23 protein-coding genes are annotated in these 26,894 nt (G+C 72.2%); 14 read left to right on the forward strand and 9 right to left on the reverse strand.

The window, feature by feature from the left end:
- Positions 1–515: 515 nt before the first annotated feature.
- On the reverse strand, positions 516–743 hold the full coding sequence (locus tag ACZ470_RS24045; RefSeq protein WP_468430251.1) for a hypothetical protein: 228 nt from the start codon (positions 741–743) through the stop codon (positions 516–518).
- A 150-nt stretch (positions 744–893) separates the two neighbouring features.
- Here ACZ470_RS24045 and ACZ470_RS24050 point away from each other — a divergent pair, with 150 nt between their 5' ends.
- Positions 894–2,234 (forward strand): tetratricopeptide repeat protein, encoded by a 1,341-nt coding sequence (locus ACZ470_RS24050; protein WP_468430252.1) that lies wholly within the window; start codon positions 894–896, stop codon positions 2,232–2,234.
- A gap of 36 nt (positions 2,235–2,270) precedes the next feature.
- Here ACZ470_RS24050 and ACZ470_RS24055 read toward each other — a convergent pair whose 3' ends face one another.
- Together ACZ470_RS24055 and ACZ470_RS24060 are read right to left on the reverse strand one after the other, a co-directional pair.
- A complete protein-coding gene (locus ACZ470_RS24055; RefSeq protein WP_468430254.1) occupies positions 2,271–2,654 on the reverse strand; it encodes a MarR family transcriptional regulator in 384 nt (127 codons plus the stop codon).
- A gap of 159 nt (positions 2,655–2,813) precedes the next feature.
- Complete coding sequence (locus tag ACZ470_RS24060; protein ID WP_468430256.1) at positions 2,814–3,350, reverse strand: GNAT family N-acetyltransferase; 537 nt, start codon at positions 3,348–3,350, stop codon at positions 2,814–2,816.
- Positions 3,351–4,270: 920 nt separating this feature from the next.
- On the opposite strand from ACZ470_RS24060, the gene ACZ470_RS24065 reads away from it, so the two are divergent.
- The 4 genes from ACZ470_RS24065 to ACZ470_RS24080 all read left to right on the forward strand — a co-directional run bounded on the left by ACZ470_RS24065 (position 4,271) and on the right by ACZ470_RS24080 (position 7,391).
- Positions 4,271–4,924 (forward strand): helix-turn-helix domain-containing protein, encoded by a 654-nt coding sequence (locus ACZ470_RS24065; RefSeq protein ID WP_468430258.1) that lies wholly within the window; start codon positions 4,271–4,273, stop codon positions 4,922–4,924.
- A complete protein-coding gene (locus tag ACZ470_RS24070; protein WP_468430260.1) occupies positions 4,921–5,406 on the forward strand; it encodes a hypothetical protein in 486 nt (161 codons plus the stop codon). Before ACZ470_RS24065 ends, ACZ470_RS24070 begins: the two co-directional genes overlap by 4 nt.
- Before the next feature lie 309 nt (positions 5,407–5,715).
- Positions 5,716–6,465: a hypothetical protein gene (locus ACZ470_RS24075; protein ID WP_468430262.1), complete on the forward strand. Its 750-nt coding sequence runs from the start codon at positions 5,716–5,718 to the stop codon at positions 6,463–6,465.
- Positions 6,462–7,391 (forward strand): hypothetical protein, encoded by a 930-nt coding sequence (locus ACZ470_RS24080; protein WP_468430264.1) that lies wholly within the window; start codon positions 6,462–6,464, stop codon positions 7,389–7,391. Before ACZ470_RS24075 ends, ACZ470_RS24080 begins: the two co-directional genes overlap by 4 nt.
- Before the next feature lie 154 nt (positions 7,392–7,545).
- Here the strand turns inward: ACZ470_RS24080 and ACZ470_RS24085 are convergent, their stop codons facing one another.
- Genes ACZ470_RS24085 through ACZ470_RS24095 form a run of 3 tightly spaced genes read right to left on the reverse strand, consistent with a single transcriptional unit; the run spans position 7,546 to position 10,597 of the window.
- Entirely contained in the window at positions 7,546–8,889 is a 1,344-nt protein-coding gene (locus tag ACZ470_RS24085; protein ID WP_468430266.1) for an FAD-dependent oxidoreductase, read from the reverse strand.
- A gap of 49 nt (positions 8,890–8,938) precedes the next feature.
- The gene (locus tag ACZ470_RS24090; protein ID WP_468430268.1) at positions 8,939–9,367 is read right to left on the reverse strand and encodes an SgcJ/EcaC family oxidoreductase; all 429 of its coding nucleotides are present in this window, start codon (positions 9,365–9,367) and stop codon (positions 8,939–8,941) included.
- 48 nt (positions 9,368–9,415) lie between these two features.
- Positions 9,416–10,597: an acyl-CoA dehydrogenase family protein gene (locus tag ACZ470_RS24095; RefSeq protein WP_468430270.1), complete on the reverse strand. Its 1,182-nt coding sequence runs from the start codon at positions 10,595–10,597 to the stop codon at positions 9,416–9,418.
- A 199-nt stretch (positions 10,598–10,796) separates the two neighbouring features.
- Between ACZ470_RS24095 and ACZ470_RS24100 the strand changes: the two genes are divergently transcribed.
- Positions 10,797–12,374 (forward strand): 4-hydroxyphenylacetate 3-hydroxylase family protein, encoded by a 1,578-nt coding sequence (locus ACZ470_RS24100; protein WP_468430272.1) that lies wholly within the window; start codon positions 10,797–10,799, stop codon positions 12,372–12,374.
- 73 nt (positions 12,375–12,447) lie between these two features.
- On the opposite strand, the gene ACZ470_RS24105 is transcribed toward ACZ470_RS24100, so the two are convergent.
- The 3 genes from ACZ470_RS24105 to ACZ470_RS24115 form a co-directional block, all read right to left on the reverse strand.
- Positions 12,448–14,103, reverse strand: coding sequence for a thiamine pyrophosphate-binding protein (locus tag ACZ470_RS24105; RefSeq protein WP_468430274.1), 1,656 nt, complete (start codon positions 14,101–14,103; stop codon positions 12,448–12,450).
- 11 nt (positions 14,104–14,114) lie between these two features.
- Positions 14,115–15,122, reverse strand: a complete 1,008-nt coding sequence (locus tag ACZ470_RS24110; RefSeq protein WP_468430276.1) for a methyltransferase domain-containing protein — start codon at positions 15,120–15,122, stop codon at positions 14,115–14,117.
- 248 nt (positions 15,123–15,370) lie between these two features.
- The gene (locus ACZ470_RS24115) at positions 15,371–16,642 is read right to left on the reverse strand and encodes an MFS transporter (protein ID WP_468430278.1); all 1,272 of its coding nucleotides are present in this window, start codon (positions 16,640–16,642) and stop codon (positions 15,371–15,373) included.
- A 388-nt stretch (positions 16,643–17,030) separates the two neighbouring features.
- Between ACZ470_RS24115 and ACZ470_RS24120 the strand changes: the two genes are divergently transcribed.
- From ACZ470_RS24120 to ACZ470_RS24155, 8 genes are read left to right on the forward strand one after another with little or no spacing between them, the layout of a single operon-like run.
- Positions 17,031–17,891 (forward strand): TauD/TfdA dioxygenase family protein, encoded by an 861-nt coding sequence (locus ACZ470_RS24120; RefSeq protein WP_468430279.1) that lies wholly within the window; start codon positions 17,031–17,033, stop codon positions 17,889–17,891.
- Positions 17,888–18,682 carry an HpcH/HpaI aldolase family protein gene (locus ACZ470_RS24125; protein WP_468430281.1) on the forward strand — a complete coding sequence of 265 codons (795 nt, stop codon included), beginning with the start codon at positions 17,888–17,890 and terminating at the stop codon, positions 18,680–18,682. Before ACZ470_RS24120 ends, ACZ470_RS24125 begins: the two co-directional genes overlap by 4 nt.
- A 34-nt stretch (positions 18,683–18,716) precedes the next feature.
- Positions 18,717–19,670: a PLP-dependent cysteine synthase family protein gene (locus ACZ470_RS24130; protein WP_468430283.1), complete on the forward strand. Its 954-nt coding sequence runs from the start codon at positions 18,717–18,719 to the stop codon at positions 19,668–19,670.
- A gap of 32 nt (positions 19,671–19,702) precedes the next feature.
- Complete coding sequence (asnB, locus tag ACZ470_RS24135; RefSeq protein WP_468430284.1) at positions 19,703–21,517, forward strand: asparagine synthase (glutamine-hydrolyzing); 1,815 nt, start codon at positions 19,703–19,705, stop codon at positions 21,515–21,517.
- Positions 21,514–22,575, forward strand: coding sequence for a PrpF domain-containing protein (locus tag ACZ470_RS24140; RefSeq protein ID WP_468430286.1), 1,062 nt, complete (start codon positions 21,514–21,516; stop codon positions 22,573–22,575). Before asnB ends, ACZ470_RS24140 begins: the two co-directional genes overlap by 4 nt.
- On the forward strand, positions 22,572–23,675 hold the full coding sequence (locus ACZ470_RS24145) for an acyl-CoA dehydrogenase family protein (RefSeq protein WP_468430288.1): 1,104 nt from the start codon (positions 22,572–22,574) through the stop codon (positions 23,673–23,675). Before ACZ470_RS24140 ends, ACZ470_RS24145 begins: the two co-directional genes overlap by 4 nt.
- Positions 23,639–25,084, forward strand: a complete 1,446-nt coding sequence (locus ACZ470_RS24150) for a dihydroorotase (RefSeq protein WP_468430290.1) — start codon at positions 23,639–23,641, stop codon at positions 25,082–25,084. The genes ACZ470_RS24145 and ACZ470_RS24150 overlap by 37 nt, the downstream gene beginning before the upstream one ends.
- The gene (locus ACZ470_RS24155) at positions 25,081–26,892 is read left to right on the forward strand and encodes an NAD(P)H-dependent oxidoreductase (RefSeq protein ID WP_468430292.1); all 1,812 of its coding nucleotides are present in this window, start codon (positions 25,081–25,083) and stop codon (positions 26,890–26,892) included. Before ACZ470_RS24150 ends, ACZ470_RS24155 begins: the two co-directional genes overlap by 4 nt.
- Positions 26,893–26,894: the final 2 nt, after the last annotated feature.

Here is a 26,894-nt window from a genome sequence, read left to right on the forward strand (position 1 = left end):
CCACTACCCCACCTCCCCCCCCCCACCCTCCCCCCTCCCCCCGAATTTCTCCCCGGATGCGAACAGCTGACCAACTTGGGGTCCCGTCCCGGGGGGGGGGGGGGGGGAGGCCCCCCTTCCCCCCCCCCCCCGCCTGGCGTCAGCCCTGGATTACTTGCAGTGGTCGCCGTTGTTGTCGCCACCGCCCGGCATCTTGTCGAGCAGCGCGGCCTCGACAGCCGGGACGCCGGTGATCAGGTCGCCGGTGAACAGCTCGTCCACGTCCATTGCCTTCTCCCTTACGGTTTTCAGTGGACCCCGCGGCTGATGCTGCGGAGTTGGACCCGTCCGGCTGCCGGACCCTTGCGAAGAAGGCAGCCGGACGGGGTTCCCGCCGCCTCCGACGGCGGGCCCTCCCTCGTCACGGGTGGGGAGTCTGGATGTGTGACGGAGGAGGAGTCAGGTGGGTGTGGACCCGAGATGGGGATGGATCAGGAGAGGCCTGGAGTCGCAGCCGACGACAGCGGCTAACCGACTCACAGTCGCTCTCCGCGACTGCGCTCGTTGACTTCGCGTACCGCGGCGCTCAGCCTCGCCGCCTCGTCCTCGGGCGTCGAAGGGCAGTGCTGCGGGCAACGACATGGCGAGAACCGATTCGAACCCGGTGCCAGGTCCGCGCCCTCGTAGGTGTCGATCCTCAGCATCCCGTCCATGCCCCGCTCCTCGGTCATCCGGGCCAGGCGGGCCCGCGCTTCGCTTCTCATCCCTCAGTCCCTCAGATGACGGCTACGGCGAGGGCTCGCCGATCCCTGCTGCCTCTACGTAACCGGGTGACCACGCACAGCGGTACCGTTGCCGCAGCGCCAGGACTTGAAAGCCTTGAAAGTTCGTGAGGGCGAGGGGGAGTTGAGGGCATGGCCAAGCGTGAACCGAACGTGGCGCTCGGGCGCCTGCTCATTGAAAGCCGCTGGACTCACCGTCAGTTCGCGCGGGCGGTCAATCGCATCGGCACCGAGACCGGAACGGCTTTGCGCTATGACGAGTCGGCAGTGAGCCACTGGCTCGGAGGCACCATTCCCCGCGGTGCGGTGCGCGCGTGCATCCTTGAAGCCCTCTCCCGCCGCCTTGGCCGCCCCGTTACCCACGCCGAAGCCGGCTTGCCTCTTCCTCTTGATCGCTCTTCCAGGGCTGCGGATACCGTGGAGGAGGTGATCGACCTGGGGAGGCTGGATATGGACCCGTCCCGCCGCAGTGTCCTGGGGGTCGGCCTGTTCTCCGTCGCCCTCGCCATTCCCGGCTGGCCCGATGTGATCGGGCGGGCCGAGGCCGTACGGTCCGGTCGCGCGACTCGCATCGGCATGAACGAAGTGGACATGGTCGTCGCCATGACCGAGCGCGTCTCGGAGCTGGACGACGAGTTCGGCGGCCGTCACGCCCGCCCCATGGCGGCCTCGTTCATGGTCAACACCGTGGCCTCCTACCTGCGCGCCGAGGCACCGGAGGACGTACGCAAGGCTATGCTGTCCGCCGCCTCCGACCTGCTCTACCTGACCGGCTACATGGCTGTGGACGAAGGGCTGCACGGTCTTGCGCAGCGCTACTACGTCAAGGCCCTGGAACTGGCGGGCGCTGCCGAGGATCACCTGACGTACTGCACCACCCTGCGGGGGATGAGCGTCCAGGCGGTCGACCTCCGCCATGGTTCCAAGGCCATGGAACTGGCCGACGCCGCGTCCGCCGCCTCGCCGAAAGCCGGGCCCCGGATGCGGGCCTTCCTAGCCGGCCAACAGGCGCATGCCGCCGCACAGACCGGCGACCGTACGGGCGCGCTGCGCCACATCCGGGAGGCCGAGGCGGCTATGGACCGCGCCGAGTCACGCGGAAAGGCGTTCGGGTCGTACGACCCCTCTTCGCTCAACTACCACGTCAGCCAGGTTCGTTACGAACTCGGTGACAGGACCGGAGCCGTCGAAGCCATGCAGCAAGCGGACCGGCTCCGCCCCAGCGCCTATCGGCGCACACGCGTACACCGTCGTGGCCTGCTGGCCGAGCGGCAGCTGGAACTTGGCCACCTGGAAGCGGCCTGCGCCACCTGGCACCAAGCCCTCGACGACTACCCCAAGGTGCAGTCCGGCCGTGCCGACGACCGAGTGAGCGCGATGTTCGGTCTCTTGCGCCCTCATTTGAGAAACGCGGCGGCCCGCGACCTGTACGACCGCGCACGGACGCTCGCGTCCCCGGCGCTGGTCACCTGATCCCATGGGTTCGCACTGAGCTCGGACATAGAGACGTCAGCCCGCGAGCCGAAGCGTCGGCAGTGCTTCGGGCAGGGGCGCGTCCTCGCCACCGTCGGGATCGGGGTCGAACATCGTGCCCGTCCTTGGGTCTGACCGGCGCGGCGGCCGCACACCCGACTTGTACCGCAGGGGCCACAGGTACGTATCCGGATCGGAGATGCTGTTGATCATGTGGGCCTGCGACTCGTACCCGGCCAGCAGCGGGTGAATGCGCAGCGCCCCCCGCTTTGTGCGGCCCTCCAGGATGCCGGTGTCCTTCAGCTCGCCGACGGCGCGGGATACGGCGGCCTGGCTGATCCCCAGGCGCTCGGACAGTTCCGCTTGGGTGATCCGCACTTCGCCGCCGGGGTACTGACGGGCGGTGAGGATGTCGAACACATCGCGTGCCGTGCTTCTGATCCTGGCGTTCGGGAGGTGCTCCCAGATCCAGGGTTGTGAACGAGAGGTGCGCCAGTCATCGGTTCCTCGTCTCGGGCAGGGGGTTGCCCGGCGGGCGGCAGCGGTCCGAGACGGTGAGACGAGCGCATGCCGCGGTCGTCAGGGACCGGGTCTCAGTAGGCCGCCCACCCACCAGTCGTGTGGCTTGCCGTCGTTGGCGATGCCGCGGTTGTGCAGGGTGCCTTCGACGGTGAAGCCGAGTTTTTCGGCGACGGCGCGCGAGCCGGTGTTCCCGGCCATGGCCCACCACTCGATGCGGTGCACGTCGAGCGTGGTCCAGCCCCAGTCGCACAGCGCCCGTGCCGCCTCTACCGAGAAGCCCTTGCCGCGCTGCTCCTTGACCGCCCAGTAGCCGAGCTCCCAGACGCCGCGGCTGATGAGGGTCAGGCAGTACGAGCCGACCAGGGCGCCGGTGTCCTTGCGGAAGGCGCCGAGCGTGTAGTCCTTGTCCTCGGCCCACTGGGAGGGCAGCTTCTCGCCGATGAGCTGCTCCGCGTCCGTACGCCGGTACGGCACTGGTATCGGCGTATAGAACTGGATGTCCTCGTCCTGGCAGGCTTCGTACACCGCGTCCACGTCGGCAGAGGTGAAGGCTCGCAGCAGCAGACGGTCGGTCTCAAGCGTCACCGGATTCATCGCGGCAGTATGAACACCATCCGCAAGCAACGACCAGCGAATATCGCGCCGGCTCAGCCTGGCCCTCCGCCTGTGGGCGTGACGAGTTCGCCGCAGGGGATGGCCCCACCAGCCACCCAGGAGAAGGCCCAAGCAAGCTCGGCCAAGCCACCGGCGTGGGCGTACCTCATGTACTCGGGATACCGCAGGGGTCATGGACTGTCAGCCCTCCGGCACCACGCTCTGAAGGCCAGTAACGATTACCGGTGAACTTCAACATTGCGCGGCCCTGGGATGTTCAGCCACAGAACGGAAGCTCGATATGGGAGCGCCGAAATTCGACGTGCGGAGGTACCGGAGCCGAATGGCCCCCTGGGGCCAGGCGGCGGAACCGTCCACCGGCCCCGGCCACGCTTCCGTGTTCTTTTGAGCGTCACGGCCGGTACCACCCGAGACTCAGAGCCGTTGGTGCCCTCCACGACCGGTACGGGTCCGCGGAGCCGCACGCGAAGCCGCGCGCGCCACGACGGGGTCCGGTGAGCAGGCTCTGACGCTGCTGCTTGCAGGCTGGTCCTACGGCGTGGCGGTGCTTGAGCACGGTGGGGAGAACCGGTATCACGCGCGCGCACGCTCTAGAGGTAAGAGCCGTGCGTTTTTGCAGGTCAGGGAGTCGAGTCCAGGAAGATATGTCAGCCCTGGGCTGACATATCTCGGTCGGGTTGTCAGCCGGTCCTGACCGAGCGGCGCTGTTTCGTGGCAGTAGTGCCACGAAACGACGCGCGGTAGGTCAGTGGGCGGTTCGAACCGATCTGGAGGCGGAGGTCGGACTAGGACTGACGTTCGGGTGACTTTCGTGTCAGAATTGCCTCTTTTTGGTGGCACTACTGCCACGGTTCTGCGCTATGGTTCTGACGCTACGACGATCAAGGAGCAGCGACCCCATGAGCTCAGGGCCTCTGGACGGCAGCGCACTACCGAAGCTGCCCGGTGCTCCGTCCCGTCGTCGGCGGCGCCCGAAGCCGCCGCCCACCGCGTACAACCGGTCCTCCGGCTCCACGATCGAGCTGCCCGCGGGTCATGCCGCCCAAGTCTTCCCGCTCGGTTCCAGCACGGGATTCATCGGCGAGGCGTTCTCCATGGACAGCCTGGAGTTCATGCGCTGGGCTGCCGGCCGCTACGACGGCGACCGGTTCGTGCTCGTGGTGCTGTTCCACCTGATGGGCTCGCAGAAGCCCGGCGGTCTGATCGAGGCCAGGCACGAGGACGTTGCCGAGGTCCTCGGGTACAGCCGGCCTCACATCAGCCGTGTCTTCAACGTCCTGGAGGCCGATGGCGCGCTGCGCAGGCTCCAGAGGGGCCTTTACCAGCTCAACCCGGCCGCCTCCCTCAGGGGCGGGTTCAGGGAGCCGCGGAAGGGCAGGGGGAAGCGCTCCAAGATGGGTGCGGGTGACAGGGTGGAGCAGTTGGACCTGCTGCGCGAGATCATGGAAGATCCGGGCGCACCCGAAGCATTCCGGGCGCTGGCCGCTCCTGGCGCGAAACTGGAAGTGTGCAAGGAGCCGGATTCGGATGGGGAAGGGAAGACGACGTCATGACGTCCGCGACCGAGGAATGGACGCCGCGCCGCAACGTGCTTTGGGGCAGCTTCAACGGTCTCGCGTACGTACCCCGGCTGCCTCCCACCGCCTACACCCTGTTGCTGCACATGATGACCGAGCAGGAGCCCGGCGGCCTGGTCGTCGCCACACATGACGAACTCGCTCACGGCCTCGCCATGGAGCGCGGCATGATCAGCCGTGCCATGCCCCACCTGGTTGCCGCCCGGCTTGTCACCGTGGTCCGCCGCGGCCGCTTCCAGCTTCACCCGATGATCGCGGCCTTCAACGATCCCCGGGAGCAACAGCGAGCCGTCAAAGCCCTGCCCCGGGAGATGCGGCTGGACGTCGGCGACTTCGAAGAGGAGTACGAGTACCGCTTCCAGCTCCACCTGGACGAGAAGGCCCGCAAGGCCGAGACCAGGGCCAAGAGAAACGTCACCTCCATCACCAAGCCGGTTCGCCTCAAGCGCGTCCACTGACCCCCGCCAGCTTCACCGACATGGCGTCACACCCATCGGGCGTGACGCCGTCCTCGTGCCTGCAATAACCGCCCATCCGGTCTTCCGGACCACCGTGGGGCAGGACGGAGTCTCGGTGCACCACCTCTGTCGCCTGATTCATGCAGATGCCGCGTCGCCCGTGAACAGGCGGTCAAAGCAGCAGGGGGAATAAGCCGATCGCGGGAACCGGCGTTCCGTACCGATTCACGCAGCGCTTCGGTGCGTTCTTCAGGTCACCGCGAAGCAAGGCGCGCGGTGTCCGCGCTGCGTGCCGAGGAGGGAGATCCCATGGGCAGGAAGAAGCCCGGGAAGCCGGAACGCCGCAGAAGCAGGGAGTACACCCTTCGGCAGCTACAGCCTCCAGGCTATGACGAATGGCTGTCGATCGACTCGGACTTCACCTCGGAGGCAGCCGTCGACGATCCGCGCCTCTCCAAGGGGGCGATCGACCTCATGCGGCGCCTCGCGCGCCTGAGACCGCAGTACACCGGTTCGGTGCCGAAACAGGCCGTACAGCTGGACATGATCCGTGACACGGGCTCGCTCCCTGTCGGCTTCGGAGACGGGAAGGTCAGCCTCGTTCCCCTCCACGAAGTCGCCGGCGCCTTGGGCGCTGACACCGTCGGCGACATGCGGAGCAGCTTCCACCGGCTCCATTCCGTCGGAGCCTTGCTCGTGGACGACACCGACGACGTCCCGCTGGTCCGGATCGTCAGCCAGCGGCCTGAGCGCCCAGGCGACCCGTGGATCTTTCACGGCAGCCCGGAGGACGCGCTCGTACCGAAGACCTGTGTCCCCGTGCAGCCCGGTGACCTCGCCGCTGACGAGTTCGCGGCGCTTGCCTTCATCAGAAGCCGCATGGCACAGGGCGTCGAGGCGAGCCCTGAAGACTTCGCCGGGCACGAGGGCATCGGCTCCGTCGAACGGGCCCGCCAGCTCTTCTCGGCCGTCGCGGACCTTGCCACGGTGAAGGGCTGTTCCACCTGCCCGTCCGCGCACCTTTGCACGCGAGTGGAAGCGGACGGAGCGGCGTCATGAAGCCACGACAGCTCGTCGTACTGCGCGGTCGCCTGTGGGTCAGCCCCAGCGGCGATGCCCACGCATTGCAGTGCGTTGCTCGCACCAGGAAGGGCAGCCGCTGTCAGAACCCGGTCGAGCACGGGCAACAGCTCGGTCTTCATGAGTTCCAGCTCGGCTCCGCCGGCTACGTCCAGGCGTACGGCCATCCCGGCGCCGGCGACACGGTTGATGCCGACCGCTGGCTCGCCCAGCACTGCACACTCCACGACACCTCGGACGTCATCGACTGCGAGACACCCGAACTGCGCCGCTTCGACATCGTCCGGGACGTCGCCCACGTCCAGGCGCACCGCGCGGACGTCGCCTACGACGGTGAGCCGGTCGCCCGCACGGAGGAAGCCACGACGGGTGCGCAGGACAAAGATGCGGGCAGTATCGCGGCGGTCTTCGAAGCAGCCACTCAGCTACGCCCGTGCCCTGGCTATGTCAACGGTCACCACTATGACGAGTGGTACATCGAGGCCACACCGGATCTTCTGCGCGCCCTGGCACAGCTGTCACGAACCCGCCACGAGCAGAAGTTGGCCAATTGGCTCGAGCAGCTTTCGAAACCGCTGTGCATGGAGCCTCTGGACGCCATGCTGTCGCATGACACCTACCCGAAGACCTGGTGCTGCCGCCCCGTCAAGGCTGAGGGCCTGCCGTGCGAGCTGCACGTCCCCGAGCGCGCTGCGGACCTTGGGCGCTGCACCTACACGGACCAGGGGCACACCCGCATCTGCCGGACTGTCCCCCTCGAAGCGGGCGACCGGTGCAAGGAGCACGCCGCGTACTGCCGGGCCATCAAAAGGGATGGTTCGGTCTGCAACCGATATTCCTGTCACGTTCCCCGACATCGACAGGCGTCCGTGTCAGAAGGGGGTGCAGAGCCGGCAGCGACGTGATGAGGACCTGACGGGCCCTTTCGCAGTGCGGTGAGCCGAGGACCTGCCCATGGCGCGTCGGGTGGCGGGGCGGTGGACGCAAAACGGTCTACCGCCCCTTTCTCTGGGGGTGCCTCCTCTTTGCGTCGGTTGATCAGAACGGGATGGGAGTGGTTCAGGCGGGGAGTGGCTGGGCCTGTTCGGAGCCTCGGGCCACCCGTTCCTGCATGTCGGGGGTCATCAGGGCGGTGGGTGGGTCGACCAGGCCGGCCACGCGCATGAAGGTGGCCGTCACCTCGCCGTCCACCGCGGCGGCGGCGTGCAGCCGGGCCATGTACATCCCGGACTGCTCCCACTCGGGGGTCCGTACGCCCTCCACCTCCGGGTAGCCGAGGTCGGCGCCCGCGGAGAACTGCCACGGCACCTCGATGACGCCGGCGATGTCGCGGAGGAAGGCGAGCGGGTCCACCGGGCCCCGGGCCAGGTGGTCGCGCAGGACCAGGGACTCCAGCGCGGAGACCGTCATGCCCTGGCCGTAGACCGGGTTGAAGCTGCACGCGGCGTCGCCGAGCACCAGGTAGCGGCCCGGGAAGCGGGACAGCCGCTCGAAACGGCGCCGCACACTGGCCGGATAGCGGAAGACCGTGCCGTCGCCGACCGGTTCGGCGTCGTGGATCGCGTCGTGGATGTCCGTCACCGGCAGGGTCCGGGTCCACTGGAGGAAGCCGTCGAGGTCGGCGGGCGCGCTGTCGCCCAGTACGCCGGTCAGCGAGACCACGACCAGACCGTCCTCGATGCGGGACAGGAACGCCCCGCGCCGGTGGCTCGGCGAGGTGACCGGGTTGATCGACAGGTCGCCGTCCAGGACCGAGTCGTCGCGCAGCCGGAACAGGCGGGTCGTGTAGCTCAGGTCGATCCGGATCCGCTCCTCCTCGGGACGCTCGTAGCCCAGCTCCTCCAGCCACACCGGGGTCCGGGAGGCGCGGCCGGTGGCGTCGACGACCAGGTCCGCGGTGAGCGTGCGCTCCTCCGATCCCGCGTCGTGGCCCTGCACGCGTACGCCGGTCACGTTCGCGCCGTCCTCGTCGGTGACGAGACCGACGATGTCGTGGCGCTCCAGGAACGCGACGTTGCCGAGCCCGGCCACGCGCGAGCGCACCCGGCTCTCCAGCAGCGGACGGGTGGCCGAGACGCAGACCAGCCCTGTCGCGCGGGGGCTGAGCCGGCGGCCGCCGAAGAACCAGCGCAGTTCGCCGAGGTCGCCGGTCGGGATGCCCGCCGCGACGGCCTCCTCGGTGAAGCGCGGGAAGAGCTCGTCGAGGATCTGCTGCCCGCGGGCGAGCAGCCCGTGGACGTGCCGGCCCTGCGGCACGCCCTTGCGTGCCGTGGTGGACCCGCCGATGTCGTCGCGCTCGACGACCAGGACCTCGCCGTAGGAATCGGCGAGCACCCGTGCGGCCAGGAGCCCCGCCATGCTGCCGCCGAGCACCACCGCGCGGTCACCCCGTGCGCCGGCCATCGCTGTCACCTCTCTCTTCCGTTCTCTGCCGTGAAGTGGTCCGACGTGCTCACGCGGCGTGCCGCGGGCTGTTCTGGTAGGCGCCGAGGAACCACTGGCCGTCCCGCTTGACGACGACCCAGGACGCGTGGACGGCACGCTCGGGCGCCGGCTCGGTCTCGCCCGGGGCGAGGATGCCGCCGCGTGTGATCAGCACGCCGGCGCCCTCGTTGGCGAAACGGATGTCGATCGGGGTGCCGGTGACGCGGGTGCCCTTGTAGGGGCCCGCGAAGGCGGCGGCGGCGAAGGCGCGGATGGCGTCGCGGCCCTTCTCGTACACGCCGGGCAGGATGAGCGTCCCGTCCGGGGTGAACACCTCGGCGAAGGCGTCGGCGTCGTAGGAGGCCCACGCCTCGACGATGCGCTGGGGGATGGAGGCGACGGCGGCCTTGTCCTCGTCGGAGATCTCGACGGCGGGGGCGGTGGTCTGCGTGGTCATCGGTGGTCCCTGCTCTCTTTCGCGGGCTGGCGTCGGGGCGGGAGGAGCTCAGATGTAGAGGGTGTTGGGCTGCTGGCCGCACAGGACGCGGCCGTACAGCTCGGCGTTGGTGTTCGGGTTCATCAGGGCGTGCAGGCTCATCGCCTGGATGTCGCGGGTGATCCGCTGGATCGGCACGTCCCGGTAGATGGACGAGCCGCCGGACGCGGAGGCGAAGATGTCGACGGCCTCCTTGGCGAGGCGGACCGCCGCACCCATGTCGGCGCGGGCGCGGGCGCGCTCCAGCACCGTCCACTCCTCGCCCGAGACGCCCTTGGAGTCGACGAGGTCGGCCAGCCGGTGCGCGTGGAACTCCGCCTGGTCGGCCTTGAGCACCGCCTCGGACACCTGAAGGTGCGTCAGGGGGGCCTCGGCCTGGCTGGCGTACCAGGTGTAGGTCAGGGTGCGCCCCGGAAGGCGCTCGAAGAAGGCGTCCTGCGCGGCCCGGGCCAGACCCACGGCGGTGCCGACCGAGGAGGCGGCGGCGACCGGCAGCAGCGGGGACCGGTAGACGGGGGAGTCCGCGTTGAGCTCCGAGGCGTACTGGCCCATCAGGACGGCCGGCAGCGGCAGCACACGCTCCTGGGGGATGAACACGTCCTTGGCGACGGTGGAGACGCTGCCGGTGCCGCGCAGACCGGAGGTGTCCCAGTCGTCGATGATCTCGAGCTGGTCCATGGGCACGAGCGCCATCAGCGGCAGGTGCTGCCCGTGCGGCATCTCCTGGGCGGCGATGATCTCCTGCCACTGGGCGTGCCGGGCGCCGCTGACGAAGCTCCACTTGCCGTTGACGACGATGCCGCCGTCCACGGGGGTGGCCTGCGCGGACGGGCTGAGCGTGCCGCAGACGCGCACGTCGGGGGTGGCGAAGACCTCGTCCTGGACGCTGTCCGGGAACAGGCACGTCATGAACGTGGGGATCCAGTACACCGACGCCGTCCAGGCGGCGGCCCCGTCGCCGCGGGCCAGCTCGGTGGCCACGTCGACCAGCGTGCGGGTGTCGGCCTCGTAGCCGCCGTACCGCTTGGGCACCCGCAGCTTGAAGACGCCGGCCTCGGCCAGCGCCTCGATCGTCTCGTCCTGGAGCCGTCCGTCGTCCTCGGCCTTCGAGGCGTTCTCGCGCAGCAGCGGTGCCACTTCGGCCGCGCGCTGAACCAGCTGCGCACGCGTGGGGATGTCGGCGGTGAGCATCGTGAAGTCCTCCCGGGACGTGACAGGTCGGGCAACCAGGCCGTGCTGACCCGACCTCACACCGCGGCGGCCCGTCCCGGCACCTTCCGGATTGCGCAACCGCGCCCTGACGACGACTTCGGCATCTCGCCCGCGCCCGGGCCGCAGCCCCGCACGGGGGAAGAAGCCCCGGTGCGGCGCGGCTGCCACGATGAGACGCATGACCGATCAGCAGGATGCCGCCGCTCACCCGGCGGACGGACCCCGGACGCGGCCGCTGACGGGCGAGGAGTACCTCGAGAGCCTGCGCGACGACCGCGAGGTCTTCCTCTACGGCGACCGGGTCAAGGACGTCACCACGCACCCGGCGTTCGCCAACCCGGCGCGGATGACGGCCCGCCTCTACGACGCCCTGCACGACCCGGCCCACCGGGACGTGCTGACCACGCGCACGGACGGCGGCGGTGGCCATACCCACCGCTTCTTCACCACCCCGCGCTCCGCCGAGGACCTGGTCGCCGACCAGCAGGCCATCGCGGCCTGGTCCCGGATGAGCTACGGCTGGATGGGCCGCAGCCCGGACTACAAGGCGGCGTTCCTCGGCACGCTGGGCGCCAACGCCGAGTTCTACGCCCCCTTCGACGACAACGCGCGCCGCTGGTACCGCGAGTCGCAGGAGAAGGTCCTGTACTGGAACCACGCGATCGTGCACCCGCCCGTGGACCGCAACCTGCCGCCCGACAAGGTCTCCGACGTGTTCGTGCACGTGGAGCGGGAGACCGACGCGGGCCTGGTGGTCAGCGGTGCCAAGGTGGTCGCCACCGGTTCGGCGCTGACCCACGCGAACTTCATCGCCCACCACGGACTGCCGGTGAAGGAGAAGAAGTTCGCCCTCATCGCCACCGTGCCCACCGGCGCCAAGGGCGTGAAGCTGATCTGCCGGCCCTCCTACACCGCGATGTCCGCGGTGATGGGCAGCCCCTTCGACTACCCGCTGTCCTCCCGGCTCGACGAGAACGACACCATCCTCGTCCTGGACAAGGTCCTCGTGCCCTGGGAGAACGTGTTCGTCTACGGCGACACGGCCAAGGTGCAGATGTTCTCCGGCCAGTCCGGCTTCATGGAGCGCTTCACCTTCCACGGCTGCGTCCGCCTCGCGGTGAAGCTGGAGTTCATCGCCGGGCTGCTCGCCAAGGCCCTGGAGATCACCGGCACCCAGGACTTCCGCGGCGTGCAGACCCGTCTGGGGGAGGTGCTCGCCTGGCGCAACCTGTTCTGGGGACTGTCGGACGCGGCCGCCCGCAACCCGGTGAAGTGGCGCAATGGCGCGGTGCTGCCCAATCCGCAGTACGGCATGGCCTACCGCTGGTTCATGCAGATCGGCTACCCGCGCATCAAGGAGATCGTCCAGCAGGACGTGGCCAGCGGGCTGATCTACCTCAACTCCAGCGCCGAGGACTTCAAGAACCCGGAGATCCGCCCCTACCTCGACACCTATCTGCGCGGCTCCGGGGGCATCGAGGCCGAGGAGCGGGTCAAGGTCCTCAAGCTGCTGTGGGACGCGGTGGGCACCGAGTTCGGCGGCCGGCACGAGCTGTACGAGCGCAACTACGCCGGCAACCACGAGGCGACCCGGGCCGAGCTGCTGTTCGCGCAGACCGCCTCCGGGCAGCTGGACGACTACAAGGCGTTCGTCGACCAGTGCCTGTCCGAGTACGACCTGGACGGCTGGACCGCGCCCGACCTCGTCTCCTTCGACCACCTGCGCGGGTCCCTCCCTGGACTGCTCGGCGGCTGACATCCCCCGCGGCGCCGAGTGGGCGGCCGGGGCCCGGAAAGGGGCCCCGGCCGCTTCGTCGTCCTGGTTGCTGTCAGCGGCCGAGCAGGTCGGACAGGTACGGCGCCAGCACGCCCCGGGACACCTTGCAGTCGAGCAGCAGCGTGCCCTCGGCCCCCTGCGCGGTCCACTCCGGTACGGCGCGCAGGTCGTCGGGGCCGCGTACGGTGACGGCCCGTGCCCCGAGCGCCTGCGCCACGGCGGCGAAGTCGGTGTCGTCGAAGCGCAGTGTGGCCGCGTCCGCCCCCTGGGGGACGTACATGTGCTCCTCGAAGCCGTAGGACGCGTCGTCGTAGACCACGACCAGCGCGGACCGGCCCGAGCGCACCAGGGTCTCCAGCTCGGGCAGGCCCATCAGCGCCCCGCCGTCACCGACGGCGGCCACGGTGGTGCGGTCGGGCCGGCCCACGGCCGCGCCGACCGCGCCCGCCAGGCCCAGCCCGATGCTCTGGAAGGCGGCGCCGGTGAACACCATCCCCGCCGGGTCCGGCACCGGCCAGTACATGGCCGGCCAGCCGATGAAGTGGCCCCCGTCCAGGACGACCGTGCGCTCGGCGGGCAGCAGCGGGGCCAGTGCCCGGGTCAGGGTGCGCGGGTCGATCCGCCCCTCGCCGGAGGCGTCGGGGTGGGGCTGGGCGGCCCAGCCGTCGGCGGCGGCCCGTAGCGCGCCGGAGGCTGTGGCCTGCTCGCGCCACGGGGAACGGGCGATGCCGCGCGCGTCGGCCGCGTCCAGCAACTGGGCCGCCACCGCCGCCGCGTCACCGCGCACGGCGAGGTCCGCGCGGGGTGCGCGGGCCCCTTCCAGGGTGATCTGGACGACGCGGGCGGCCGGGTCGAGGATCCGGCCGCCGTGCAGCGTGAAGTCGCCCAGGCTCGTGCCGAACGCCAGCACCAGGTCCGCCTCGCCCATCAGCTCGGCCGCCGGCGGGGAGGCGAACCCCCCGCACAGGCCGAGCGCGGCGGGGTGCGCGGCGAACATCCCGTTCGCCATGACCGTGGTGGCCAGCAGCGCGCCGAGCCGGTCGCCGAGGTCGGCGAGGATCTTCGCCGCGCCCGAACGCCAGGCGCCCAGCCCGCCCAGGAGCAGCGGGCGGTGGGCGCCGGCCAGCAGGGCCAGGATCTCGTCGGCCTCCTCGGCGCGGGCACGGGCGGGTTGGGGTGTGGCGGCCGGTGGCACGGGTGCGGGTGCGGGCGGGGCGGAGAGTTCACGGTTCGTCAGGTCGCCGGGCAGGAAGAGCGCCACGGGGCACTGGGCGGTGGTCGCGGTGCGCACGGCCCGTACGGTGTCCTCCACCGCCGTGTCCGGGTCCGTCGGACGCACCACGGGCACCCCCAGCGAGGCGGCCAGGGCGCTCTGGTCGATGTCGTGGGCGCGCGGGCCCGTCACCGGGGCGTCGCCGCACAGCAGGACGACGGCGCTGCGGTTCTTGGCGGCCTCGGCCAGCGCGGTCGCCGTGTTGGCCAGCCCCGGCCCGTGCGTGGTCGTGCACACGGCCACCCGCCCGGTGGCCCGGAAGTAGGCGTCGGCCATGGCCATCGCGCCGCCCTCGTGCCGGGCCGCCGTGTAGTGCACACCGGCCCGGGTCAGCGCGGCGGTGGCCAGGATGTTGCCGCCGCCGACCAGACCGAAGGCGTGGTCGATGCCGCAGCCGGCCAGGGCACGGGCGACCGCGGTCGCGAATGTCGTCATCGCCGGGCCTCTCAGGCCAGTTCGAAGATGACCTCTCCGACGGTCATCTCGATGCGGTTGGTGCGCAGCAGTTCCCAGCCGCCCTCGGCGAAGACGGACTCCCAGTCGGCGACGGTCGGCAGGAACGTGCCCATCAGGTCGTGGCCGAGCTCGAAACCGAGGGTGAAGACGGGCAGCTCGGTGTCGGGCAGGTCGGTGCGGGTGGCGTCGCCGATCAGCAGCCGGCGGGCGGACGGGAAGGCCTCGCGCAGTCGCCGCAGGGTGCCGATCGCGTTCTCGCGCCGGCCGTCCCGCCAGAAGTCGTGCCCCATCATGAAGCACGTCAGCAGCTCCACGTCGGCGTACTCGGGCCGCGGCTCCAGGTTCAGCACGTCGCCGTGCAGGAACGCGGTGCGGTCGGCGAGGCCCGCCGCGGCGGCCTCCGCGCGTGCCACCTCGAGCGCGGGCCGGGCGATGTCGATGCCCGTCCCGGTGGTGCCGGGGTGCCGGTCGAGGATCTGCATCAGCCGGGCGCCGCTGCCGCAGCCGAGGTCGGCGGCCCGGGCGAAGGGGAAGTCCACCCGGCCCATCGCCGCCCAGAAGGCGGGGGCGTAGGTGACCTGGTCGATCTCGCGGCAGGCGAAGGCGATGGCGGCGGAGTCGCGCCGGTAGAAGGAGCCGGTGCGGTTCTCGTTGCGCAGGACGGCCGGGATCTGCTGGAACAGTTCCGCGCTGCCGCGGGCCAGCCAGTGGAAGAAGGACTTGTTGCGGTACATCTCGTCGAAGGCGTCCAGCGCGGTGACGACCGTGCCCTCGCGCCGGACCAGGCCCACGGAGGCCAGGGCACGGAACAGGCCCGTGGTCGACGTGGGGTCGAGGTCGGCGCGGTCGGCGAAGTCCGCGGTGTCCAGGGTGCGGGCGCGGTGCAGTTCGTCGAGGGCGCCGATCTCCCAGGCCGCGGCTATGGCCCAGGCGGCTACGGCCGAGTTGAAGAGCGAGGCAATGCCGCGCGTGTTGCTCTGTGCGATGTCCACCGTCACTGCTCAGCACCTCATCCGGGAGAAGGTTCGGGCGCCTTGCCCGCGGCGACCATGCTCTGGTGGCGGGTGGGGTGGGGGCATCTCCGAGGCTGCTGAGCAGGTTTCCGGCGGCGGTTGTACGGCGTCTTGTGGGGGCTCCGGGTGGGTGTGGGCCGGGGGGTGTTCGCGCGGCCCGGCGCTTGCGGGGTGCCGTCGCGCCCACCCGTGCCGCCCCAGCGGCACGACTGCCCGCGGAGAGCGGGAGTGCGTCAGGTGGTCTGGGCGGGGGCCTTTTCCCGCTCGGTGTGCTGGCGGTCCTCGCGTATTCGGAGGAGGGAGCGGTAGAGGAGGACCGCTGCCAGGCCGGCCGTGCCGTAGAGGAGGCTCATGGCCAGGGAGGGGACGAAGGCGCCGAGGGTGACGCAGAGGGAGGCCAGGAGGAGGCCGACGCGGGCGTTGAGGGCGTACGCGGCCATGTACTTGGTGCGGGCCTCGGGGTCGACGAGGTCGGCCAGCAACGCCTGGCGCACCGGGACCGCGGCGATCTCGCCCACGGTGAGCACGACGGCCGCGGCGATGAGCACCCAGCCGGTGTTGCTGACCGCCCAGACCATGTACCCGACCGAGAAGACGGCGATGCCCGCGTACAGCCGTGCCCGGTCGCTCAGCCGCGTCAGCAGGCTCTTGGCGAACAGCACCAGCACCACCACCAGGGCGGCGTTGACCGCCCGCAGGATGCCGAGCATCGCCGTGCCGTCCACGTCGGGCGCCCAGGAGCCGATCCGGGCGATGACCTGGGTGGGGAACTCGTCGGCGAGCCGGACGGCGATGTAGTAGCCGATCTGCATCTCGACGGCCGAGATCAGCGCCGCCGCGATCAGCACCCGCAGGAAGACCCGGTCGCGGGCGACGGCCAGATAGCCGCGCAGCATGGCGTCGATGCCGCGGGCGGCGTCCTTGCCGGTGCGCGGCGCGGTCTCGCTGAGCCAGCGTGCGATCACGGTCGTGGTCAGCGCGCTCAGCACGGCCGCGCCCGTCAGCAGCCGGGCGAAGTGGCCCTCGTAGAAGAAGCCGCCGATGAGCGCGCCGACGGTGAAGGCGAGGTTGATCGACCAGTAGTTGATCGTGTAGACGAGCGGCCGGCTCTCGGGCGTGGAGACGTCGACCATCATCGCCTCGGCGGCGGGCGTGGCCATCTGCGCGCAGCAGGTGTTCAGCAGGAACAGCGCGAACGTCGCCCAGCCGGAGGACCACCAGGGCGAGTTGGCCAGCGCCAGCAGGGCGAAGCTCAGGGTCGCGCCGAGTTCGCCGGCGATCAGCACCGGGCGCCGCCCGTACACGTCGGCGAGGTGGCCGCCGAGGAAGTTCGCGGCGATTCCCGCCCCGGCGACTCCCAGGGTCAGCGCACCGGCCGCGGCCGGCCCGTACAGCTCCGCGAGACGGATAACCAGCAGCGGCATCAGCATGACGCCCAGCAGGCGCTGGACGAATCCGACGCCGATGCGCAGCCGGATATTGGGGTGCAGCTCGCCGAGTCTCATGGGGGCCCTTTCGCGCGGGTGATTCCGCCTGCTTCCGGGGAATTCGGCAAAGGCGCAAGGTGATTGGGGGTGCCCCGAGCCCACCACACCCGCCGCGGCGGCGGCAAGAGGGAAAGCGGGGGTGCCGACGACTTGAACAGGTCGGGCCCGGGGACCGTCCGCGCGGGCTCGGCGGGGGAGTTGGCCAAGTCGTCGCACCCACGCGCGAACCCATGGCCGGATGCGTGCGCTCCGTGGTTTGCTCGGTGCCGTCCAGTCCGGCCGCCCCTGCTCTGTGCTGCCGGTATCGCTCCCGTGACCGGTCCGCGCCCCCTCTTTCCCGGTGGCGGCGGACCGTGAGATCCCTTCCGGGAGGCGCGGACTTCTGACGAGTTCGGAAGGAAAACTGGTGTCCCTTTTTGATGTACGAAGAATCGGCGGCCGTATCGGCGCGGAGGTGACGGGCGTCGATCTCTCCACGGAATTGTCGGATTCGGTCTTCGGCCAGATCCACGAGGCATTCCTGGAGCACAAGGTGCTCTTCTTCCGCGACCAGGACATCACCGACGCGCAGCAGCTGGCCTTCGCCGGCCGGTTCGGGCCGCTGACGCAGAAGCACCCCATGATGCGGACGGTCGACGCCGCCGCGCAGGTGATCCCGGTCGACGGCGAGGACCAGCGCGCCGACCACTGGCACACCGACATCAGCTTCACCACCACCCCGTCCCTGGGCACCACGCTGCGCAGCGTGGTGCTCCCGCCGTACGGGGGCGACACCCTCGTGGCCAACGCGGCGGCGGGATACAAGGACCTGCCCGCCGAGCTGCGGGAGATCGCCGACCGGCTGTGGGCCGTGCACACCAACCACGCCGAGCAGCCGCGCCTGGGCACCGAGCGCGGCGAGGAGGTCCGCAAGGCCTTCCTGGCCCGCCGGTTCGAGACCGCCCACCCCGTGGTCCGGGTCCATCCCGAGTCCGGCGAGCCCGTCCTCTTCCTCGGCGGCTTCGCCCAGTGGCTGGTCGGCCTGACGCCGCGTGAGTCGCGCCCGATCCTCGACGTGCTCCAGTCCTACGTACGGCGCCCGGAGAACACCGCGCGCTGGACCTGGCGCCCCGGTGACGTCCTCATCTTCGACAACCGCGCCACCCAGCACTACGCCGTCAACGACTACGACCGCCACCGGCGCGTGCTGCACCGGGTCTCCATCAACGGCGACGTGCCGACCGGGCTGGACGGGAAGCGGAGCTACGCCATCGAGGAGGGCGAATGAGCGGCCCCGGGGCCCAGGAGACGGCCTCCTTCGCCCAGCGCCTGCGCGACCGCGAGCGGCTCGTCGGCTACTGGATCGCCCTGAACGACCCGGCCGCCACCGAGCGCATCGCCGGCCTGGGCTACGACTACGTCGGCGTCGACGGCCAGCACGGCGTCATGCACCAGCCCGGCTGGCAGGCCGCGATGCTCGCCGTCGACGCCCGTGGCCGCTCCGCCGGGATCATCCGGGTCCCCTCGCCGGACCCGGTGGCCATCGGCGTCGCCCTCGACACCGGCGCCCGCGGCGTGGTCGTGCCGATGGTCGAGACACCCGAACAGGCCCTCACCGTCGTACGCGCCTGCCGCCACCACCCGGCGGGGACCCGCAGTCTGGCCGGGCCCGTGCGCGCGGAGCTGCGCCTCGGCGACGTGCCCGCCACCATCGACGACCAGGTCGCCTGCATCGTCATGATCGAGACCGCGGCCGCGCTGGAGAACCTGGACGCGATCTGCGCCACCGAGGGACTCGACGCCGTCTACGTCGGGCCCGCGGACCTCTCCGCGGCCCTGGGCGCCCGCTGGTTCGGCGATCCCGCCGCCGCCGACGCGCTCGAGGCCGCGCTGGTCCGCGTCACCGAGGCCGCCGACCGGGCCGGCATCGCCTGCGGCATCCACGTCCTGGACGGCGAGAGCGCCGCCAAACGGCTCGCCGAGGGGTTCACCTTCGCCACCGTCTCCAGCGACATCACCCATCTTCAACAGGCCGCGGCCCGTCACCTGACGGCCGCCGGCGGGCACCTCGCCGCCTGAACCGGCCGCCGCATCACCCGACTTGGGGGGAACAGTGACGACAGACACGGACCTGCGGCCCGCACGGACCGCCTCCATCGCCCGGTCGCTGGAGGAGCTGGTCGGCGGCACCCCGCTGCTGCGGGTCGACCTGCCGGGCCTCACCGACGGCGTGACCCTGCTCGCCAAACTGGAGATGCTCAACCCGATCTCCAGCGTCAAGGACCGTGCCGCGCTCGCCATGATGCGCGCCGCCGAGGAGTCCGGGCAGCTGCCCGCCACCGGCGGCACCGTCATCGAGTGCTCCTCGGGCAGCACCGGCATCTCGCTGGCCGCCCTGTGCGCCCGGCGCGGGCACCGCTGCGTCATCGTCATGCCCGACAACGCCACCGAGGAGCGCCGCCTGATCCTGCGCGAACTGGGCGCCGAGGTGGTCCTGGTCCCGCACGGGGACGGGCTGATGGCGGCCTGGGCGCACGCCGAGGAGCTCCAGCGCTCCATGCCCGGCTCGTGGCTGCCGCACCAGGACACCAACCCGGCCAACGTCCGCGCCCACTACGAGACCACGGGACCGGAGATCTGGGAGGCCACCGGCGGCCGCGTCGACGTCCTGGTGTGCGGGGTGGGCACCGGCGGGACCCTCACCGGAACCGCCCGCTACCTCAAGGAACGCACCGGCGTGCACGTCGTCGCCGTCGAACCGGCCCGCTCCGCGGTGCTGTCGGGCGGCGAACCGGGCCCGCACGGCATCCCCGGCATCGGCGCCGGCTACGTCTCCGACATCACCGACCTCACCCTCGTCGACGAGGTCGTCGCCGTGCCCGACGAGGCGGCCGCCGCCACCGTACGCGACGTGGTGCGCGCCACCGGCCTGCCCGTCGGGGTGTCCTCCGGGGCCGCCGCGTGGGCCTCCCGGACCGTCGCCGCGCACCCCCGCTGGGCGGGCGCCACGGTCGTCACCGTCTTCCCCGACAGCGGGGAGCGCTATCTGTCGACGACGCCCCGCTGACCCGTCGTCTCCGCACGGAAAGACAGGCAGACATGTGCCGGATCCACGGCTACTTCAACGCGGTGGCCACACCGCACGAGATGTGCACCGTCGCGGCCCTCCAGCGGCACGGCGGCCCGGACGCGACCGGCATGACCCGGGCCCCCGGCTGGGGCCTGGGCTACGACCGGCTCGCCGTCGTCGACCTGCACGGCGGACAGCAGCCGTACGGGCTCGGGGGCCCCGTCCAGGCCGTGTTCAACGGGGAGATCTACAACCACGACGAGCTGCGCCGCCGGCTGCGCGCCCGCGGCCACGCCTTCGCCGACCGCTGCGACGGCAACGTCATCCCCGCCCTGTACCTGGAGTACGGCGAGGACTTCACCGACCACCTCGACGGCATGTACGCCATCGCCCTGGTCGACCGGCGCGGCGAGGTGCCCCGGCTGTTGCTGGCCACCGACGAGATCGGGATGAAGCCGCTCTACCACCGGTGGGACGAGGCCGCCCGTTCCCTGTACTTCGCCTCCGAGATCCCCGCCCTGCTGGGCTTCGGCCCGGTCGCCGCCGGGATGCGGGACACCGCCCTGGACGCCTACCTGGCCACCCGCACGCCCTTCGGCGAGCAGACCATGTTCGAGGACATCGAGGTGCTGCCCCCGGGCACCACGCTCGTGTGCGACCTGGGCGGCACCCCCCGCCGCAGGCGGCGCGTGGCGGCCGCCGCCGAACTGCCCGATCCCGGCCGGGCCCCCGAGCGGGTACGCGACCGGCTGCGGGAGGAGGTCGGACGGCTGCTCGTCGCCGACGTGCCCGTCGCCCTGATCACCTCCGGGGGCCTGGACTCCAGCCTGGTCACCGCCCTGGCCGCCGAGTACGGCCCCGTGCACTCCTTCAACATCGCCTACCGGGGCGACTGGCCGTTCGACGAGCGGCACTTCGCCCGCGCCGTCGCCGAGCACGCCGGCACGGAGCACCACCAGGTCGAGATCGACCCGGCCGGCTTCCCCGCCCTGCTGGAGGAGACCGTCCGCCACCTCGGCCAGCCCAACGCCGACCCGATCGCGCTGAGCACGTACGCCCTCTTCCGGGCGGTACGGCAGGCCGGGTTCACCGTCGCGCTCACCGGGGACGCGGCCGACGAGGTGTTCGGCGGCTACGCGCGGATGCGCGCCGCCGCCGAGACGGCCGCCGCCGGGGGCGACTGGAGCACCGCCTACCTCGACGCACTCTCCGCCGCCCCGGCCGCGACCCGCGCCGGGCTGTACACCGACGCCTACCGCGACCACCTGCGGGAGGTGCCCCCGCTGCCCGAGGCGGCCCACCAGGACCTGCTGCACGGGCCCGGCAGCGTCCTGGAGCGCATCACCCGCTTCGAGCTCGGCCACCGCCTGCCCGCCTACCACCTGCGCCGCGTCGACCACCTGAGCATGGCCGGCTCCGTCGAGGTGCGGCTGCCGTTCTGCCAGCGGTCCGTGGTGGCCCTGGGCCGGGCGCTGCCCGACGCGCTGCGCATCGACGGCGACCAGGTCAAGCGCACCCTGTACGCGGCCGCCCGGGGGCTGCTGCCCGACAGCGTGCTCGACCGGCCCAAGCAGCCCTTCACCCTGCCGGTCACCGCGATGCTCACCCCCGGCACGGCCCTGTGGGAGTGCGCGCGGGACCTCCTCACGCCCGCCCGGCTGGCCGCCGACGGACGGCTCGACGGCGCCGCCGTCGACGCCCTGTTCGACACGCAGGCGCACCGTCCGGGCGACACCGTGGCGTCGACGCTCTGGGCGCTGCTCGTCCACGAGGTGTGGCGCGAGCGGTTCCAGGGCGCCGAGGCCCGTCCCGCGCCGCCCGCCACCATGGCGGTGGCGGCATGATCGGCCATCTCGCCCACGCCACCGGCGCCCCCTGCCCGACGTTCGTGCTGGACGCCGCCCGGCTGCCGCGCGAGGAGACGGCGCTGCTGGGCCATCTCACCGAGGCCCGCCGCTATCTGACCTCCGCGGGCGGCGCCCACGTACTGAAGATCGCCCTCGTCGAACCGTCCGCGCACCCCATGTTCGACCTCGACTACCGGTTCGTGCAGGCCCTGCCCGGCGCGCCCGACCGGTTCGACCTGCGCGGCTCCTGCGGCCACTCGGCGCTCGCGTCGGTGGTCGCCGCCGCCCGCTCCGGCATGCTGCCGCGGCTCGTGCCCGGCACCCGGGTGCGGGTGCGGGTGCGCAACAACGGCGACAGCGTGGTGTGCGAGGTCGACCGGGTCGAACGCGACGCGGTCGGCTTCACCGTCACCTTCGTCCAGCCGCGCCCGGTGCCCTTCGCCGAGCTGCTGCCCACCGGGAGCACCCGGACGGTGCTCGAGGCCGACGGGCTGCGCGTGGAGGTGTCGATGGTGGCGAGCGCCAACACCTACGTCTTCGTCGACGCGCGCTCCCTTCAGGTGGCCGACGAGCGCGCCCTCTTCGCCGCCGGCGGCGACCTGCTCCATCGCCTGGAGTCGCTGCGGGCCGCCGCGGCCGAACTGCTCGGCTGGCCGCCCGGCGGGGCCTTCCCCAAGATCGCCGCCGTGCTGCCCGGCGCGAACGGTGGCATCGCGGCACGCGCCCTGACCGTGCCCGGCTGGCATCCGGCCCTCGCCCTCACCGGGGCCGTGTGCCTGGGCACGGCCGCGCGCGTCCCCGGCACCGTGCCCTGGCAGGTCACCCGCGAGGCGGGCGCCGGCGACGGGCTCCTGGACATCACCACCCCCGGCGGCCGGATGGCCGTCAGCGCGGTCGTCTCCCTGCCCGGCGGCGCCGACGGCGACGAAGCCCTGCTGTGGTCCTCCGTCGCCGGCAAACACGTCACCTTCCAGGGCTCGTTCGCCCTGGCACCCCTGAGTCACCTTCAATTCGAGGAGGTCGCCCAATGCCTGGCGTTGTCGGGAGCCGTATGAGACCACGGCTCACGCCCGCGTTGCGCGCACTGCTGCGCGAGGGCGCCGCACAGGCCGACGCGGCCGGCGAGGTGGACCGCGAGGCGCTGACGGCGCTGCGTACCAGCGGCCTGCTCGCCACCGCGGTCCCCGCCGCGCACGGCGGTGCCGGCGAGGACGCCGCCGCCGTGAACGCGCTGGTCGAGGAGATCGCCGCCGTCAACCCGTCGGTGGCGATCATCGCGTTCCAGCACTTCGCCGTCAGCGCCCGGATCGCCGACTGGGGCACCCCCGGGCAGCAGGCCCGCTGGCTGCCGCGACTGGCCGACGGGTCCTGGCTCGCCGCCTCCGCGTGGAGCGAGAGCGGCGCGGGCGCCGCCAAGCAGAACCTGTCCACCACCGCCGAACGCCGTACGGACGGCACCTGGGTGCTGAACGGCTCCAAGGCCTTCACCACCGGAGCGGGCGTCGCCGACCTCTACCTGGTCCTGGTCCGCACCGCCCGGCCCGACGCCGCACCGGCGGACGGCTACGGGGCGCCGGGGCAGACCTTCTTCCTCGTCGGCGCCGACAACCCCGGGCTGGTTCCCGACCTCGGCCTGGACCTGGCCGGGATGCGCGGCTCGGCCACCGGGCTGATCTCCCTCGACGGGGCCGTCGTGGCGGACACCGACCGGCTCGGCCCGGAGGGGCAGGCCGCCACCGTCATCGCCTCGGTCCGCGAGAGCGGGGCCAGCCTCGGAGCGGTGGCCGTCGGCACCGCGCAGGCCGCCTTCGACCTGGCCGTCGCGCACGCCCGCGACCGCGGACTGCTGGACCTGCCCGCCGTACGGCACCGGCTGGTGGGCCTGGCCACCCGGCTGGAGGCGGCCCGCGCCGTGGTGGAACGGGCCGGGGCACGCACCTCCGTCGACCCGGGCCTGACCACCCTGCACAGCAAGCTGCACGCCACCGAGGCCGCCGAGGAGATCTGCCTCGACGTCGCCCGCATGCTCGGCTCGGCCGGGTACCGGGAGGGCGCGCGGATCGGCCGGCTGCTCGCGGACGCGCGCGGCGTCTCCCTCATGGGCCCGACCAACGACCTGTGCCGGGAACTGGTGGCGGTGTCGTGGACCGGCTGACCCGCGCCCCCGAACTCGTCGTCAGCGGACGCCGGCTGGTCACCCCGCAGGGCGTGCGCCCCGGCCATGTCTGCGTCACCGGCGGACGCATCACCGCCGTCACGGACACCGATCCCGGGCCCGCCGCCGCCCGCCTCGACGCCGGCGAGCACTACGTGCTGCCCGGACTCATCGACTCCCACGTCCACTTCCGCACCCCCGGCCTGACCCACAAGGAGGACTGGGAACACGGCAGCAGGGCCGCCGTCCGCGGCGGTGTCACCACCGTGATGGACATGCCGAACACGGTGCCGCCCACCCTCGCCCCCGAGGCGGTGTCCGCCAAGGCGGCCCTCGTCGACGGCCACACCCTGGTCGACTACCGGTTCCACCTCGGGCTGGACCCGGACCGCCCCGAAGTGCCGGCCGACCTGGAGCCACAGGTCGCCACCAGCGTGAAGATCTTCATGACCGGGCACCACACGGCACCCACCGTGGTGCGCGACGCGGACCAGCTCGAGAAGGCGTTCGCCGCGGCCGCCCACGGCGGCGTCCAACTCGTCCTGCACGCCGAGGACGACGGGCTGTTCTCGTTGCTGGACGCCTGGTGGGGCGAGCCCGGCAGCTACCTGGAGTACGAGGCGCGCCGCCCGCGCAGCGGCGGCATCGTCGCCGTCGCCAAGGTCCTCGAACTGGTGCGCAGGCACGGCACCCGCGCCCACATCCTGCACCTGTCCAGCGCCGAGGAGGCCGACCTGGTGTGCGCGGCGCGGGCGGCGGGCATGCCCGTCACCTTCGAGGTCACCGGGCACCACCTGTCGTTCACCGACAAGGACACCCGCCGCCTCGGCGCCCGCACCCGGCTGTCGCCGTCCATCCGCGGCACCCACGACCAGGACCGGCTGTGGCGGGCGCTGCGCGACGGCCAGGCGGAGACCCTGGGCAGCGACCACGCCCCGCACACCGTCGCCGAGAAGACCCGGGGCGTCGCCCAGTCGCCGCCCGGACTGCCCGGCGTCCAGGAACTCGCGGTCGCCGTGTGGACGGGCATGCGCCGGCGCTGGCCCGACGAGGACCCCGACGTGGCCGCCGCCCGCCTGGTCCGCCATCTGTCCACCCGCCCGGCGGAGTTGTTCCGGCTGCCCGGCAAGGGCCGGCTGGCCGCGGGCGCCGACGCCGACCTGGTGTTCTTCGCGCCCGACGTGCCCTGGATGCTCTCCGCGTCCGACGTGGAGAGCAAGTGCGGCTGGTCGGCGTACGAGGGATGGACCTTCACCGGCCGCGTCGAGCGGACCCTGCGCGCCGGCCGCACCGTGTGGGACGCGGCCACCGGCTCCTTCGGCGCCTACGACGGCCGCCTCCTGGGTGCGGCGCCCGCCGCCCCCGCCCCCTCGCCCCGCACCGCCGGATCGGAGGCCCCGACGCCATGAGGCAACGCCAGACCGTATTCATTGCCGGCGGCGGCATCGGAGGACTGGCCGCCGCCGCCGGCCTCGCCGCGCGCGGCTTCGACGTCACGGTGATCGAGCGGGCCGCCAGCATCCGGGAGGGCGGCTCCGGGCTGATGCTCCAGCCCAACGGCGTGCGCGCCGCCGACGCGCTCGGTGTGAGCGTCGGTGCCCGCCTGCGGGCCATCGGGCACGTCACCGCCCCCGACGAGGTACGCGTCCTGATGGACTCCCGGGGAACGGTGCTCGCCGAGGAGCCCGTCGGGGCCGCCGGCCGGCCCACGGGCGCCCCGCAGATCCCCGTGCTGCGGTCGGCGCTGCACCGGGCCCTGCTCGACGAGGCCGTCACCGCGGGCGCCGCCCTGCGGATGGCCACCGCCGTCGAGGACTACACCGGACACGACGACCACGTCACCGTCCGGTTCTCCGACGGCGGTGCCGCGGCCTGCCAGGTCCTGATCGCCGCCGACGGCATCAACTCCGCGGTGCGGCGCCGCATGCTCGGCGACGGACCGCCCGTCTACCGCGGCTACACCTCGGTGCGCGGACGCACCCGCGGCTCCGCGCTGGGACAGCGCGGCCACGTCGTCAACGGCCGCGGCATCCAGCTGTTCATCGCCCCCGTCGGCGACGACACCCTCTACTGGACCGCCAAGATCACCGCTCCCGAGGGAGAGTGGCCGGCCAAGGGTCCCGAGGAGGCCCGGCGTGCCCTGCTCGCCGCGCTGGAGGGCTGGTACCCGCCCGTGGTCGACCTGGTGCGCGCCGCCGACCCCGGCGACGTCGTCGTCACCGACATCCACGACCGCGACCCCGCACCGCGCTGGACCGACCACCGGGTCGCGCTGCTCGGCGACGCCGCGCACCCCATGGTCCCGGCCCTCGGCCAGGGCGCCAACATGGCGCTCGAGGACGCCGCCGTGCTCGCCGACCGGCTCAGCGCCTGCGCCCACGTGCCCACCGCGCTCGCCGCCTACGCCCGCGAACGCATGGACCGCACCGCCGCCGTCGTCCTGTCCTCACGCCGTCAGGGCGCCCTCGACCAGGGCGCCGACCGGGACGGCGAGCAGCGGCGCAACGCCCGTATGCGGGAGGCCGGCCGCAAGGACCAGGACGCGCTCGCCATCGCCGCGTGGCGGCCGGCACCCGTGGCCGCCGACCCGGCGCACACCCCCGCCCCACGGAAGGGTGACGACATCGTGCACACACCCCACATCGTCCTGCTCAGCGGCTCCCTGCGGGTCGGCTCCACCTCGGACCGGGTGGCCCAGTGGTGCGCCCAGCGGGCCACGGCCGCCGGCGCCACCGCCCGGGTCTTCACCGGCGCGGAGCTGGACTTCCCCGCCTACCGGCCCGGACTCGCCGCCTGCCACGCGGGCGTGGCCGAGTTCCTCGCCGAACTGCGCCGCGCCGACGGCGTGGTGCTGGTCTCCCCGACCTACCACGCCAGCGTCTCCGGACTGCTGAAGAACGCCCTCGACGCGGTCAACGACATCGACGGGCCACGGCCCTACCTCGACGGGCGCGCCATCGGCACGGTCGCCGTCGGCGCGGGCCCCCAGGGCGCCGCCACCACCCTCACCACCCTGCGCACCATCGCCCACGCGCTGCGCGGCTGGCCCGCCCCGCTGGGCGTGGCCGTCACCCGGGCGCCCGCACCGGCGGCGGTGGACCGGCAGCAGGCGCCGGACGAGGCGCGCCTGGACGAGATGGTCCGCCAGGTGCTGTGGCTGGCCGGCGTCCGCGCGGCGGCGGCCGAGGACACCGGCACCGTCGACGCGGCGGCCTGAGG

It is taken from the genome of Streptomyces sp. NPDC031111, from assembly GCF_055570675.1.

What these genes read in the sequence shown, in the direction of transcription:
- ACZ470_RS24045 (WP_468430251.1), bottom strand. Translation starts at nt 743, where the DNA reads ATGAGAAGCGAAGCGCGGGCCCGCCTGGCCCGGATGACCGAGGAGCGG.
- ACZ470_RS24050 (WP_468430252.1), top strand. Translation starts at nt 894, where the DNA reads ATGGCCAAGCGTGAACCGAACGTGGCGCTCGGGCGCCTGCTCATTGAA.
- ACZ470_RS24060 (WP_468430256.1), bottom strand. Translation starts at nt 3,350, where the DNA reads ATGAATCCGGTGACGCTTGAGACCGACCGTCTGCTGCTGCGAGCCTTC.
- ACZ470_RS24065 (WP_468430258.1), top strand. Translation starts at nt 4,271, where the DNA reads ATGAGCTCAGGGCCTCTGGACGGCAGCGCACTACCGAAGCTGCCCGGT.
- ACZ470_RS24070 (WP_468430260.1), top strand. Translation starts at nt 4,921, where the DNA reads ATGACGTCCGCGACCGAGGAATGGACGCCGCGCCGCAACGTGCTTTGG.
- ACZ470_RS24075 (WP_468430262.1), top strand. Translation starts at nt 5,716, where the DNA reads ATGGGCAGGAAGAAGCCCGGGAAGCCGGAACGCCGCAGAAGCAGGGAG.
- ACZ470_RS24080 (WP_468430264.1), top strand. Translation starts at nt 6,462, where the DNA reads ATGAAGCCACGACAGCTCGTCGTACTGCGCGGTCGCCTGTGGGTCAGC.
- ACZ470_RS24085 (WP_468430266.1), bottom strand. Translation starts at nt 8,889, where the DNA reads ATGGCCGGCGCACGGGGTGACCGCGCGGTGGTGCTCGGCGGCAGCATG.
- ACZ470_RS24090 (WP_468430268.1), bottom strand. Translation starts at nt 9,367, where the DNA reads ATGACCACGCAGACCACCGCCCCCGCCGTCGAGATCTCCGACGAGGAC.
- ACZ470_RS24095 (WP_468430270.1), bottom strand. Translation starts at nt 10,597, where the DNA reads ATGCTCACCGCCGACATCCCCACGCGTGCGCAGCTGGTTCAGCGCGCG.
- ACZ470_RS24100 (WP_468430272.1), top strand. Translation starts at nt 10,797, where the DNA reads ATGACCGATCAGCAGGATGCCGCCGCTCACCCGGCGGACGGACCCCGG.
- ACZ470_RS24105 (WP_468430274.1), bottom strand. Translation starts at nt 14,103, where the DNA reads ATGACGACATTCGCGACCGCGGTCGCCCGTGCCCTGGCCGGCTGCGGC.
- ACZ470_RS24115 (WP_468430278.1), bottom strand. Translation starts at nt 16,642, where the DNA reads ATGAGACTCGGCGAGCTGCACCCCAATATCCGGCTGCGCATCGGCGTC.
- ACZ470_RS24125 (WP_468430281.1), top strand. Translation starts at nt 17,888, where the DNA reads ATGAGCGGCCCCGGGGCCCAGGAGACGGCCTCCTTCGCCCAGCGCCTG.
- asnB (WP_468430284.1), top strand. Translation starts at nt 19,703, where the DNA reads ATGTGCCGGATCCACGGCTACTTCAACGCGGTGGCCACACCGCACGAG.
- ACZ470_RS24140 (WP_468430286.1), top strand. Translation starts at nt 21,514, where the DNA reads ATGATCGGCCATCTCGCCCACGCCACCGGCGCCCCCTGCCCGACGTTC.
- ACZ470_RS24145 (WP_468430288.1), top strand. Translation starts at nt 22,572, where the DNA reads ATGAGACCACGGCTCACGCCCGCGTTGCGCGCACTGCTGCGCGAGGGC.
- ACZ470_RS24155 (WP_468430292.1), top strand. Translation starts at nt 25,081, where the DNA reads ATGAGGCAACGCCAGACCGTATTCATTGCCGGCGGCGGCATCGGAGGA.